Source organism: Chitinophaga sp. 01L420 (assembly GCF_056399985.1).
Map to the genome: position 1 here is coordinate 83,158 of NZ_JBFTSK010000002.1, position 13,975 is coordinate 97,132.

Annotated in this window: 12 protein-coding genes; 1 reads left to right on the forward strand and 11 read right to left on the reverse strand. The window is 44.7% G+C overall.

Features of this window, described 5'->3' with window-relative positions; all coding sequences use genetic code 11:
- The first annotated feature begins 2 nt into the window (after positions 1-2).
- Positions 3-1,037 (forward strand): thiamine-phosphate kinase, encoded by a 1,035-nt coding sequence (gene thiL, locus AC1DP6_RS02040; protein ID WP_477053359.1) that lies wholly within the window; start codon positions 3-5, stop codon positions 1,035-1,037.
- A gap of 62 nt (positions 1,038-1,099) precedes the next feature.
- On the opposite strand, the gene AC1DP6_RS02045 is transcribed toward thiL, so the two are convergent.
- From AC1DP6_RS02045 to rpiB, 11 genes are all read right to left on the reverse strand, one after another.
- The gene (locus AC1DP6_RS02045; protein WP_477053360.1) at positions 1,100-2,779 is read right to left on the reverse strand and encodes an ArnT family glycosyltransferase; all 1,680 of its coding nucleotides are present in this window, start codon (positions 2,777-2,779) and stop codon (positions 1,100-1,102) included.
- A gap of 40 nt (positions 2,780-2,819) precedes the next feature.
- The gene (gene nagA / locus AC1DP6_RS02050; RefSeq protein ID WP_477053361.1) at positions 2,820-3,923 is read right to left on the reverse strand and encodes an N-acetylglucosamine-6-phosphate deacetylase; all 1,104 of its coding nucleotides are present in this window, start codon (positions 3,921-3,923) and stop codon (positions 2,820-2,822) included.
- A gap of 11 nt (positions 3,924-3,934) precedes the next feature.
- On the reverse strand, positions 3,935-4,333 hold the full coding sequence (gloA2, locus tag AC1DP6_RS02055; protein WP_477053362.1) for an SMU1112c/YaeR family gloxylase I-like metalloprotein: 399 nt from the start codon (positions 4,331-4,333) through the stop codon (positions 3,935-3,937).
- 127 nt (positions 4,334-4,460) lie between these two features.
- The gene (locus AC1DP6_RS02060) at positions 4,461-5,264 is read right to left on the reverse strand and encodes an amidohydrolase (RefSeq protein WP_477023607.1); all 804 of its coding nucleotides are present in this window, start codon (positions 5,262-5,264) and stop codon (positions 4,461-4,463) included.
- Positions 5,265-5,329: 65 nt separating this feature from the next.
- Positions 5,330-5,788 carry a regulatory protein RecX gene (locus tag AC1DP6_RS02065; RefSeq protein WP_441577753.1) on the reverse strand — a complete coding sequence of 153 codons (459 nt, stop codon included), beginning with the start codon at positions 5,786-5,788 and terminating at the stop codon, positions 5,330-5,332.
- A 117-nt stretch (positions 5,789-5,905) separates the two neighbouring features.
- The gene (locus AC1DP6_RS02070) at positions 5,906-8,239 is read right to left on the reverse strand and encodes an ATP-dependent helicase (protein WP_477053363.1); all 2,334 of its coding nucleotides are present in this window, start codon (positions 8,237-8,239) and stop codon (positions 5,906-5,908) included.
- 199 nt (positions 8,240-8,438) lie between these two features.
- Positions 8,439-9,509, reverse strand: coding sequence for a fatty acid desaturase family protein (locus tag AC1DP6_RS02075; protein WP_477053364.1), 1,071 nt, complete (start codon positions 9,507-9,509; stop codon positions 8,439-8,441).
- A 405-nt stretch (positions 9,510-9,914) separates the two neighbouring features.
- Positions 9,915-10,415, reverse strand: a complete 501-nt coding sequence (locus AC1DP6_RS02080) for an RNA polymerase sigma factor (RefSeq protein WP_079471211.1) — start codon at positions 10,413-10,415, stop codon at positions 9,915-9,917.
- Positions 10,416-10,713: 298 nt separating this feature from the next.
- Positions 10,714-11,247, reverse strand: a complete 534-nt coding sequence (locus AC1DP6_RS02085) for an HdeD family acid-resistance protein (RefSeq protein WP_477053365.1) — start codon at positions 11,245-11,247, stop codon at positions 10,714-10,716.
- A gap of 593 nt (positions 11,248-11,840) precedes the next feature.
- On the reverse strand, positions 11,841-13,367 hold the full coding sequence (locus tag AC1DP6_RS02090) for a M28 family peptidase (protein ID WP_477053366.1): 1,527 nt from the start codon (positions 13,365-13,367) through the stop codon (positions 11,841-11,843).
- Positions 13,368-13,495: 128 nt separating this feature from the next.
- Positions 13,496-13,954 (reverse strand): ribose 5-phosphate isomerase B, encoded by a 459-nt coding sequence (rpiB, locus tag AC1DP6_RS02095; protein WP_477023611.1) that lies wholly within the window; start codon positions 13,952-13,954, stop codon positions 13,496-13,498.
- Positions 13,955-13,975: the final 21 nt, after the last annotated feature.

Below are 13,975 nucleotides of genomic sequence, written 5' to 3' on the forward strand. Positions count from 1 at the left end.
AGATGGAAGAGGAAAGAACAGAAATACAGGACCTGGGAGAATTCGGATTAATCGACTATCTGACCAGGAACATAGAAATACAAAATGCCAGCACCATATTAGGTGTGGGCGATGATGCAGCTGTTATTGACCATTTTGGTAAACAAACAGTCATCAGCACAGATATGCTGGTAGAAGGCATCCACTTTGACCTGATGTATACCCCGCTGAAACACCTGGGATATAAGTCAGTAGTGGTGAACATCTCAGACATCTATGCGATGAACGCCACTCCCACCCAGATTACAATGAGCATTGCTTTCTCCAACCGCTTCTCCCTGGAAGCACTCAACGAATTTTACGAGGGCGTATATGCTGCCTGCGAAAAATACGGCGTAGACCTGGTGGGCGGCGATACCAGCAACTCACAAAAAGGCTTCGTGATCAGCGTTACTGCCATCGGCGAAGTAACCCCCGATACTTTCGTGAAAAGATCTACCGCTGAAAAAGGTGATCTGCTCTGCGTTACCGGCGACCTCGGTGCTGCATACCTGGGCCTTACCCTGCTGGAAAGAGAGAAAAAAATCTATCTCGAAAGCCCCACAGTAAAACCAGACCTGGAAGACCAAACCTATATCATTGGCCGACAACTGAAGCCGGAAGCCCGTAAAGACATCATAGAATTCCTCCAACAGGAAGATATTCTGCCTACAGCCATGATGGACGTAAGCGATGGACTCAGCTCTGAAATACTCCACATCGCCAAACAAAGCAACCTTGGCGTGGTATTATACGAAGATAAAATTCCTATTGCACAGGAAAGCAAGGAAATAGCCATGAAGTTCGGCCTCGATCCTACTGCCTGCGCACTGAGTGGCGGAGAAGACTACGAACTGCTGTTTACCATGAAACAACAGGACTACGATAAAATTGTACTCAATGAACAGATCAGCGTAATTGGCTACATGACCGATATCACAGAAGGAGCACATATCCATACCAAAGGAGGCAACAAATTTAAACTGGTTGCACAAGGATGGAACGCGTTTCAACAATAGCTTTTAGTAAAAATGCAGCGGAGATCTCCGCTGCATTTTTACTAAAAGCTAATGGCTAAAAGCTATCGCACTATCTCTACAGGTATGACCGGACTGTTGTGCGTCGGCGGCATATCTCCTGCAAAAACAGAAAACTTCAGCTGATACTTACCCGGTTTATCCGGCATCACCACTTCCAGGTTAATTAACCGGCGCAGCACAGCCTTTTCCAGCGTCATAGTAGACTTTACCGGAGGCAGGGCTTCATCTTTCATCATAAACCCATAACCCAGCACTGGCTCATTGGTTCTATCTAACCGGATTGGCTGATGATAATCATTCGTAGGCTGCAGGATGACATTCACATGTTCACCACGCTTTGCCTTAATGGTTTTCAATGCCGGCTTTAACTGTATAAGTGAGTAAGAATAATAATCGTTCTGGATATTATAGTCCCAGGTGCCTTGTGTGGTTTTCAGACTGTCGGTAATCGGAATGCCGGTACCAGGATCAAATACCACCATCACCGGCTGACCCCATAACTCCGTTTCAGTATTCCAGAAATTATATTGACTTCTGCGGGAATACCTGCTGTTAAGGCTATAGGATAACTGCCCGGTATAAAACATATACTTCGAGGGCTTTTGATAACTATTTACAAATACTACCGGTTTACCCTGTGCACGCGCGGCTACAGCCGACGTCCATTCGCGGTTATGATGTATTTCCGGTCTTATTTCCATTCCGGGCATAAAGTCCCAGATCATATACACCCTTACCACCAATACCAGCAATAGTGTAACCGGCAACGTATAAAGCAGCCATTTCTGCGATAAGCCTTTTCTTACAATCGCCTGATGCGCCAGGATTACCACCGGCGTAAAGAGCATCACCGTCCAGTTGGCCTCTACCCTGCCTTTGAAGGTGCTAAGCAGGAAAAATGACAGCACACCTACCACACAAAATTTAAGTGCCCGCTCAAATGAGTTCTGTATAGGACTACGAAAAGCATAGTATAATATCAGCCAGCCCAGTAAAGGTCCGAATAGCAAGAGTTGCCCGCCCAGGTAATCCAGCGAAAAACTGATATCATAGGAAGATGCATTGCGGTCTACCAGGTGATATTGCAGAGAAGGGAAACCATGTGTATACTGCCAGTAAATATGTGGTAAGAACAGCAGTGTAGTAATGATCACCGCCACATAAAACTTAAATACCTTCAGCAGGTTGATATTGGATAATAATGTGAAAAAGACCAGCAATATACCATGGTACTTGCTGTAAAACATCAATGCCATGGAAAGTCCCAGCAGGATGGTATTCTTCCAGGTTTGTTCATTTACGAAATTGCGGTATACCCAGAAATAGATGGCGGCAAAAAATATCAGAGGCACATCCGGCACCGCCAGAATCCCGCCTATTTGCATGGCGCCCATACTACCTATGAGCAGGTAAAACAGTTTATTGTCTTTGGAAGCGATGAGCCGCGCCGTAATCCATAGGGTGAGTGTATTCACAAATACGATCAGCAATCTCACACCCAGTTCGTTATGAAAAATACCGTATCCTATTTTGATCAACAAGGCAATCATAGGCGGATGATCAAAGTAACCCCAGTCGAGGTGACGTGAATACACCCAATAATAGGCTTCATCATCCCATAACTCGGAGAAGCAGGCCTGTAAAAGGCCCAGCACCAGCCAGGTTAGCAGGAACAGATTTTTATACCGGTCTTTTCTAAAGAAGCGAGTTAGTGCACTCATGTGGATATACAGTATTATTAATCCTGCGAAGATAGCGCTATTAACAGTATACTGTAGTATCCCAGTTTGAGTCAATTGCCACCAGTGCCGCATCGTAGCCCACAGCAATGCGGCCTAAAGCCTGCTCACGGCCTATTGCACGCGCCGGATAAAGGGAAGCCATACGCAATGCCTCCTCCAGCGGAATACCTACCTGCTCCACACAATTACGAACCGCTTTGGTCATAGTTAAGCAGGATCCGGACAATACCCCGCCAGCGCTTACATAACGATCCTTTTCCCGGATATAGATGTAGCCGGCTTCCTTATCTCTATTTTCTTCTACTGCGTCTGTAATCAGAAACAGACGGTCCTTCATTATTTTTTTGCTGATACGGATAGATGCAAAGTCTACGTGTACGCCATCAGCTACTATGCTGGCGGATACAAGCGGATGATCATAAATGGCGCCCACAATACCCGGTGCACGGCTTTCCAGTGGCGACATGGCATTAAAAAGATGGGTGGCATGGTGAATACCATTATCAAATGACGTATAGGCCTGGGCGTAAGTAGCGTTACTATGACCGGCAAATATCACAATACCGGCAGCAGCTAATTGTCGTACCAGCTCCGGGTCACAGCATTCCGGCGCCAGCGTCATGATCTTCACCACATCTCTGCCGTTTTCCAGTATCCAGTTAATATCTTCCTGCGTAGGTGAATGTATATATTGTTCCAGGTGCGCGCCCTTTTTGGCCGGATTCATAAAAGGACCTTCCAGGTGTAATCCAAGTACTCCTTGTCCGCCCTGCTCCCAATATGCTCTTATCGCTTTCATAGCATCCAGCATTACTTCAGGACCAATAGTAGCCACTGTGGGCATGATCCAGGCAGCTCCCCCACCTTTACTGTAAGCAACTGTAGCTGCCAGGGAAGTAACAGAAGGGTACAGGGAAAATACATGTGCATTTCCACCGTAAATCTGTAAGTCAATGAAAGCTGGTGCCAGTAACGCGCCCTGCAGGTCAATTTCATTTCCTGCTGCCTCTCTTTCTGCATGCGGCCTGATGCTGGTAATTTTACCCTCATGAGTGCTCACAGCATGATCTTCCAATATCTCCTCGCCGGTAAATATCCTTGCGTTGATGAAGGTGACTGACATACAATAAAATTTTACGGGTGTGAATTAACTTCGTATAGCTCTAAAGGCAGCCCATCGGGATCTGCAAAAAATGTAAATCGTTGCTGGGTATGAGGATCGATGCGTATAGGTTCTGTAGTAACCCCATTTTGCAGTAGCTGTGCCACCGCACGGTCAATATCAGCGACTGCAAAGGCCAGATGGCGTAAACCGGCGGCTTCCGGGCGACTTACCCTCGCCGGTGGATCGGGGAAAGAAAATAATTCAATAATGTACTGGTTGCCCAATGCGAGGTCCAGTTTCCAGGAATCCCGTTCTTCCCGGTACACTTCACGTATTACCTGCAGCCCCAGCACATCGGTATAAAATGTTTTACTACGGGCGTAATCGGAACAAATAATAGCGATGTGATGGACGGATTGCAGGAGCATTTTTATATAATTTATCGCCTTTCCAGCTGTTAGCCTTTAGCTATTAGCTGTTAGATTAAAGCGGATGGACTAATGCGGATGGGTTTACCGTACCGGAGCACGCAGCCCTGTCAAGGGCCGCATTGGCTTATCCTTTTGGCAAAATCGTGAAGGCGTCCGCATCTTTCAGAAAAGGAATATTCTTCCTTACTTCTGTGAGACGCTCACGTTGAAGGGTATACGTAAAAATATCTTCGTCATCAGACTTGCGGTAAATGATCTCCCCCATCGGATCAATCAGGCTTGATTCTCCACTGTGGTAGATCTCTTTTCCATCGTTACCTACCCGGTTGACACCAATCACAAAGCATTGGTTTTCAATAGCACGGGCTTGCAACAAGGTGGTCCAGGCAGTTTTACGCCTTTGCGGCCAGTTGGCTACGTTTACCAGCACATCATAAGCCGGTTCGTTGGTATCCGCCTGGATGTTATTGCGTGCCCATACCGGGAAACGCAGATCGTAACAGATACTCAGATTGATTTTCCAGCCCTTTACCTGCGCTATCAGGCGCTTATCACCAGGTTGGTAATGATCCTGCTCACCAGCATAACCAAACAGGTGCCGCTTATCATAAGTACCATAAGTGCCGTTAGGAAGCATCCACACCAGGCGGTTCAGGTATTGACCGTTTTCTTCAATGATCAGGCTACCAGTGATAATAATATTTTTCTCTGCCGCCTTTTTCTTCATCCACTGTACGGCGCTACCATCCATAGTTTCAGCCAGGAGTGATGACTGCATGCTAAAACCGGTGCTAAACATTTCCGGTAAAAAAACCACCTCAGTTTTTTCCTTGATGCTGTTGATTTTCTCATCAAACATGCGGAGGTTAGCTTCCTTATCTTCCCAGTGCAATTGCGACTGTATGAGTGTTACTTTCAGATCTGACATTGTCGGTTATTGTGATCACAAAATTACGGCCTGACTGATTAGAAACTTTTCAAATTATTGCCTGCTTATACGGCTTTATTTGCGATTTGTTCAAGCGCATCATTTATTAACTCAGATTCGAAGCCTCTTTGCAACAGGTATTGCATTGTTTTATACTTACGCTTCATCGGGATTTCGCCCTTCAGCGACTCGTATTTTTTCTCCGTAAGCTTCAGCAGAACTGCAGCATAGTCATCCGGATCAATTTCTTCCATCCCTTTTTTGATGCAATACGCAGACACCTGCTTCTGTTTCAGCTCCATGAGGATTTTTTTCCTCCCCCATTGTTTGATACGGAATTTGCCGCCGGCATAGGCTTTGGCAAATCGTTCTTCATTGAGGAAGTTTTCGGCTATCAATTCGGCAATGGCTTCGTCTACCTCATTTCCCCTCAATCCCAGCTCCAGGCATTTGTATTTGGTTTCCTGGTGACTCCGTTCCTGGTAGGCGCAAAACTGCCGGAGTTTTAATATAGCGCTTAGCATTTAGCTGTTAGCTTTTAGTGATTAACCAGAAGATTAGTGAAAAAAAATCTGCCATCAGCTTTAAGTCAGCCTTGGCACAAAATGCTAACAGCTAACCGCTAATGGCTGATAGTTATCCTATCTCACAATTCTCAGCTTAGCATAGTTAAGCATGATTTTCTTTTCGCCGCCGCCTTTAGGGAATATGATGGTGGCAATCCTGTTGTTGGGTGCACCTTCCACTGCAGCGATGGTACCAAAACCAAACTTCTGGTGTTCTACCTGCATGCCAGGTTCCATACCTGCCGGATCATCCGGGGTAAAGTTATCAGAAGGCACGTGGGTGGTAGCCCCTGAAAAAGTAGGTTTGGCAGCAGGCTTCTGAGCAACAGGCTGCGATTGTTGCGCAGGCGTTTTCTTCTGAATGCGGTCAAACATATTATTGCTGTTACTCCAGCCGGAAGTATTGCCACCACCAAAGGCGTTGCGCACACTACCTCCACCGGCATAACTGCGGTCTATAAATTTCTCCGGCATTTCTTCCAGGAAGCGGCTGGGCTCATTTTGCACCAGGTTCCCAAAACGGTAACGACTATTAGCATAGGTAAGCCATAAGCGTGCTTTTGCGCGGGTAATGGCTACATAAAACAAACGTCTTTCCTCTTCCAGTTCCTCCCGCGTGTTGATAGACATACCACTGGGAAACAATGTTTCTTCCAGTCCTACGGTGAATACAACCGGGAACTCCAGTCCTTTCGCCGCGTGAATGGTCATCAGTTTCACCACATCGCTGTTTTCATCGGTACCCTGGTCAGCATCCGTCAGCAGGGTAATTTGCTGGAGATAGGAACCCATGCTTTTATCGAGCAACTCACCTTCTTCATCGGGGGTTTCAGTAAACTCTTTAATGGAGTTCAGTAATTCCTGCACGTTCTCATAACGGGCAAGCCCCTCCGTAGTTTTATCGTTGAATAATTCTTTTACTAAGTTGGTGGATTTACCTACCATCACTGCTACATCATACGCATTATGATTGGTAAGTGATGCCTGAAAACTTTTGATCATGAYCACAAAAGCCTCAATGGCTTCTACGGTACCTCCTTTGAAACCAAACTCCCTGGCTCTTTCCAGCACCTCCCACATGGTGATGTTGTGTTCATTGCTCAGGATGATTGTTTTTTCAATGGTTGTTTTACCAATACCACGCACCGGATAATTGACGATCCTTTTCAGACTTTCTTCATCACGGGTGTTCATGGTAACGCGGAGATAGGCTACGAAGTCCTTGATTTCCTTACGCTGGTAGAACGACAAACCGCCGAAGATGCGATATGCAATAGCCTTACGGCGCAGGCTTTCCTCAAAGGAACGGCTCTGGGCATTGGTACGGTAGAGGATAACGAAATCGCGGTTATCATAGTGATTCCGCAGCTTTTGTTCTGCAATGGTATCTGCTACAAATTTACCTTCTTCGTTATCTGTCATGGTGCGTACCAGTTTGATGGTATCACCTTCTGTATTATCTGTCCAGAGATTTTTTTCTATTTGTCCTTTATTGTGCGCAATCACTTCATTGGCTACATTCAGGATAGATTTTGTACTGCGGTAGTTTTGTTCCAGTTTCACCACTTTCACATCATCATAGTCTTTTTCAAACTGGAGGATATTTTCTATCGTAGCGCCGCGGAAGGAATAGATACTTTGTGCATCATCTCCCACTACACAAATATTTTCATTTACAGCACCCAGTAATTTGATGATCTCATACTGAGCAGGGTTGGTATCCTGGTACTCATCGATCATGATGTACTTAAACTTGTGCTGGTATTTATGCAGTACTTCCGGGAATGATTTAAGCAGGATATACATTTTAAACAGCAGGTCATCGAAGTCCATGGCGCCGTTCTTAAAGGTACGTTTGGCGTACATGTCGTAGATCTTGCCGATAAGCGGCCTGTTGGCGCGCATATCTTCCTGCTGTACCAGGTTGTCCAGCTGGTATTCATCCGGTCCCATCAGGCTGTTTTTGGCAGCAGAGATACGGTTGTATACGAAGGTTGGTTTATAGTGTTTATCATCGAGATTGAGCTCGTTGATAATTGTTTTGATTACACTTTTGGCGTCATCAGAATCGTAGATGGTGAAGTCGTTCGGATAGCCGAGCCGGTGTGCTTCTGCGCGGAGCAGTCGGGCAAACACGGAGTGGAAGGTACCAATATAAAGATTACGGGCTTCGCTGCCACCGAGTATCTTTTCCACACGTTCTTTCATTTCACGGGCAGCCTTATTGGTAAAGGTGAGTGATAAAATATTAAACGCATCCACGCCATTCCGCATCAGGTGTGCTATACGGGTGGTAAGCACCTTGGTTTTTCCCGAACCGGCGCCTGCTACAATCATCAAAGGGCCGTTGATATGTATTACTGCTTCCCGCTGTTGTTCGTTAAGCTCGTCTAAATAATTTGCCTTCATCACGACTGCTGTTTATATTTTATTTATATGTAGAAAGATGTAGTATTCCAGAAGGGTGTAAAAGTACGAAAAAGGAGCAAAGGAATAAATTACAAATAGCGATTAGCGTTTAGCAGTTAGCTTTTAGCAAAAATGCAGCGAAGAACCTATGTTCTCCGCTGCATTTTTGCTAAAAGCTAACTGCTAAACGCTAACTGCTTTATGGTTTTGCGCCCAGTGCTTTCATAAAGCGAAAGTGTGATACAACAGCTCCCTGCATAGTAGGAATGGAGTTGTAAGGCAAATTATGTTCCTGACATTTCGCTGCCACTATTTTACTGAGGGCAGGATAATGTACATGGCTGATACGTGGGAACAGGTGGTGTTCTACCTGGTAATTCAGTCCACCTACGAACCAGGAAATCAGTTTATGACCGGGTGCGAAGTTAGCGGTGGTTTTGATCTGGTGAATAGCCCACTCATTCTCAATCATTTTAGCATCTTCTCCTACTGCTTCAAATTCTGTTTCTTCTACCACGTGCGCCAGCTGGAATACAATAGCGAGGGTAAAGCCCATTACAACGTGCATCACTGCAAAGCCGATAGCCCAGGCTTGCACGCCTACCAGGTAGATAGGAAGCGCAATGTAAAATACCAGGTATAATACTTTGCTACCCCAGAAAATCATATGATCCGTGAGGTTCATAGGTTGCAGTGGTGTAGTGTATACTTTGCGGCCCAGGTATTTTACGAAGTCCATGATAAACACCCATGCAAAAGAAGAGATGGCATATACCAGTATTACGTAAATATGCTGGATACGATGCATAGGCACCCATTTCTGGGAGCTGCATTGTCTCATCAGCGGGCTTTTTGCGATATCGTCATCTAAACCGTCTACGTTGGTGTAAGTATGGTGAATAATGTTATGTTTCTGTTTCCAGATAAAGGCGTTGCCACCCAATGCATTCAGAGTAAGGCCCAGTGTATCATTTACTTTGCTGTTGGTAGAATAGCTGCCATGACAGGCATCGTGCATCACATTAAAACCGATACTTGCCAGTACAAAGCCCAGTAAAGCGCATAAAGTTACCGAGATAGCCGCTGGCATTGCTGTAAATAATACCGAAATATACAACACAATGGCTACCGGAATAAGGATAGCCGTTTTAAGATATAATTTCCAATTACCTGTTTTCTTGATGTTATTTGACTTAAAATAGTCCTCCACAGCGGATTTCAGCGCTGGAAAGAACATAGCATTCTTGTTGTTAAAAGTTACTTTCGGCATATAAGCATTGTTGGACCCGGCATACAGATAGTGTAGGATATCCGGAAATATTTTGAATATGTGTATGCTAAATAACGGTTTAAAACCGGTAATTGTACATTTTCCTCAATAATAAATGGTTATTTAACAAAGAATTGGGTGTATAGGCGAAATTAGGGAGAAGATACATGGGGTTTTCCGGAAGGGACCGGATAACGGAAGTCCGCAAACGAGCATACAGCATAAATGCCGCTTATCTGCGGAAACAGACAGATAATACAGCATGGTATTACTAACAATCTTAAGCTTACTACCGGGTGTTCATAGTACTTTTAGCAGCAGCTGACAACGGTCTTGCTGAGAGTTTGCAGACTTCTGCTATCCAAAAATCTGAAAAGTTTCAATAATATTATTCAATACAGTACATCAGTGTCTGGTAATGCGGGTTTTCAGCATTTTACGGGCAAAGTGAATACGGCTTTTTACGGTTCCCAAAGGTTCGTTCAGGATAGCCGCTATTTCATAATATTTATAGCCTTCAAAATATAGCAGGAATGGTTGTTTAAAGATGACAGGCAGATTGTATACGGCCATTTGTACATCTTTTACACGCAGATCTGACTCTGCAAAATTCCCGATAGCTGATGGCTGATGACTCAACAGGTAATCTCCTACCGCATTATCCAGCAATCTGTATTGCCGGTTGCCGCGGCGGTAGTTATTAATAAAAATATTTCTCATGATCGTATACAGCCAGGCGCGGATGTTAGTGCCAGCCAGGTACTTATCACGGTTCGACAGTGCTCTGAACAGTGTTTCCTGATAAAGATCCTTGGCTGATTCTGAGTCTTTAGTCAAGGTTACTGCGTATGGGCGCAGAAAATCGGCGTTTCCTAGTAATAAGTTATTAAATTCGGTGGATGACATAACGGTTAACTTTAAATTATTCATAATTAGCTACGGCGACAGCCTTTTGAAGGGCCGGGAGAAAAGAGTCCGACAGTAATGGTAAGTCACCGGATCTCCAGCCAGTGAGTACTGTCAGGCACCTGCAACGCTTTAAATCAACAGGGAGGTATCAACACCCTGAAAGCAGCAGATACAGGTGCCTTAATCAGGTGTTGCAATAATCATCAGGAATAGTTTTAGTTAAAGAATAAGCTTGCATATGGGGTGGTTTAAAATAGTAAACAGGGTGTCTTATCTTAGTTTTTAGCTATCGTTTTTAATGCCTGCTGCGCAGTCTGAATGATAATGATATGAGCATAATACCTGTGATAATGGCGTATATACCAAACATCCAGGTAAGCGTTACTGCAGCTGCTACTGGATTTGAGACCAGGAGAATTCCAAAAATAATTGTCAGCAAGCCACCTGCTATGTACCAGCCTTCACCGGTTGTGACTTTCCTTAACCTGATAGCAATAATTAATTCAAACAAACCGGCCAGCATGGCCCAAAAAGCGATCAGGTAAATGAGTGCAGCGCCTGTAGCAAACGGATTGCAAAATGTGAGGATACCTAATATAACGCCCAGTAATCCAGAGAATAAAAAAAGGCCCCAGTTTTCAGTTGTTTTGCGGGCAGCAATGGCGCCAATGATGGCAAAGAATCCCGCAATAAAAAGATATGCTCCAATGAAAACGATCAGTGTGGCAAAGGTGGCGCCAGGCCAACCAACGGCCAGTACACCCAATACCAGGGCAAAAATTCCTCTCAATAAAAAGATCCACCAATAAGCGTTATAAAAATTATGCATGCATTCTCAGTTTAAGGTTTCACAAAGAGTAGCTGTATCATGGCAGGGTTTACCATTGCGTGCAATAAGCGTTTCCGTTTTCCAACATTCTGAACAACCAGGACTATAAACTAGGTTTCTAAAAATGCATGTATACTAGGTGTTTCCCTCACAACATCGGTCAATAGGACACAAGGGTGCTCTCCTTGTGGAATAGCATTTACTTTCAATCGAAAAGGTGGCAGGTGTTTTCATACTGGTAAGTTTATATGGTTACAGATAGCGAATACCGGCATGATTTCTCATCACCAGTGAAAAATTATCGCATGATCCTATAAATACCGATTGAACAACAACAGCTTAGTTAAAAATGTTTAATGGGGAGCCCGACTCTCGAAAAAATAATGGTCTGAAAACACTTCACCAGCTGATCCCTACATTCACCGTTTCTACAAATACAAAAAAAGAATTATGTATTGATTCCTAAAGAATAAAGACTCTATACACAATTTAAAAAATTTTGTTAAAATAAACAAAAAGGTTTTTCGTAGGCCCAAAGCCAGTGCTGTCGCTATTTTGCAGGCTTTTTCGCTTACTGCAGCGTACGCTGTTTCTTACTTTTCGTGTCTGTCCACCACCAGTTTATGCTCCCGGTTAGCAATGTCCCAGGCAGTATAAAAAACGAGGCGAGCCCGTTTTGCCAGCAGCTCATAGCTGATTTTCTCTACCGTGTCTGTAGGTGCGTGATAGTCGGCATGCGTGCCGTTGAAATAGAAAATAATGGGAATGCCATGTTGTGCAAACATGTAGTGATCTGACCGGTAATAGAAGCCTTCCGGATCGTTGGGGTCGTTGTATTTATAGTCCAGTTTAAGATGGGTATGGATATCGTTTGCTTTTTCGTTAATAGGCCGCAGCTCGGAGCTGAGTTTATTATCGCCGATGATATACAGGTAATTGGTGTCTTTTTCATGCGCCGGATCTATGCGTCCGATCATATCAATGTTCAGGTCTGCTACCGTACGTGTGAGTGGATAAATCGGATGCTCCGTATAATACTGAGATCCCAGCAATCCTTTTTCTTCTCCGGATACTGTCATAAACACCATACTTCTGCGGGGGCCATTACCGGCCTTTTGCGCACGGGCAAACGCCGTGGCGATCTCTATTACCGCACTGGTGCCTGATCCATCATCATCTGCGCCGTAAAAAATTTTATCACCTTCCTTTCCGAGATGATCATAATGCGCTGTCACAAACACCACTTCCTCTTTTTTATCGGTGCCTTCCAGGTAAGCCAGCACATTGGAAGGATGCAGTACAGTAGCGACTTTATCAAATACAATATGAATATTTGTTTTAAGTTCAGCCGGTATCTTTTTTCCTTTATCGAGGTCTTCCAGCAGGCTGTCACTATTATCAATACCCATAATGGCAGATGCCAGCGCAGGTGTAATAAAGTATACGTTCGGACGCGCCGTTGTATCTTTTTGCCAGTAAAGCCCTGTTGTCCGGAGTTTTTGCTGATTTAATGCGCTGAAACGTCCGGCAGATGGTGAGATAATGAGTACGGCGGCGGCTCCTTTTTCTTTCGCGATTCTTATTTTATCTTCCAGGCTGCCTTTATCACGATGCAGCCCTTTTCTCACGGCATCTCTGATCATGATTACCTGGTCCTTTACATCGAGGCGGTTATAATCGTTACGATCAGTGCTCACAATTCCCATGTCTGCATAGATGACCCGCGTAGCGCTGACGTCCTGCGGCTGGCCTGAGCGCAGGTCCGACAGAAAATCGCGTCCGTATAAAAAGGTTTTGTCTTGTATGGTGATAGTGCTTTTGAGAAGACTGTCTTCATACAATGGATAATGCTGTTCCCACTTACCATTTGCGCCTGGCTTTAAGCCTGCTGCTTCAAACTGGCTGATAATATAAGCGGCTGCTTTTGCCTGTCCGGGTGTAGCGGTTTCTCTTCCTTCCATGGCTGGTCCGGCAATAATATGCAGTTGTTTGCTCACGGCAGCAGGCGTAATGGTTTCTCCATACCTGACAGCCGCTGTATTATTTTCCACAGCGGTGGTTTGCTGCGCTTGTGCAGCTGTGATAAAGAGTAAACAGATGACAGTAAGAACAACTCTCATGGAGCATTTTTTAATTGACAGATCACATGCCTTGAAATAAAAAAAGAGCCGGTTGATAGCCGGCTCTTTAATATTACTACATTTTCGTGTATTCGTTACAGTAAAAAATGATATGTGGCTTTAAACCTTTACAGGCAGGCCATTTTACGTACCCTGTCCTGGTGGCGTCCACCTTCAAAAGGGGTGCTGATAAACATCTCCACCATCTCCGTAGCTACCGGAATATCTACAAATCGCGCGGGTATACACAATACGTTTGCGTTGTTGTGAGAGCGGGCCAGTCTTGCCAGTTCCGCACCCCAGCAAATAGCTGCACGGATGCCCTGGTGTTTGTTTGCTGTAATAGCTACCCCGTTTGCACTTCCGCAAACCAGGATACCAAAAGCGGCAAAACCTCTTTCAACTGCAGTAGATACCGGGTGTGCATAATCCGGATAATCTACAGAATCTTTGGAATGGGTACCATAATCCTTTACCTGCAAGCCTTTTGATTCCAGGTATGAAATCACTTCTTCTTTATACTCAAACCCTGCGTGGTCTGAGCCAATAGCCACAGGCAGTGTAAGATTAAATATAGTATTTTCCATTTCAGTTACTTATTTACAGTT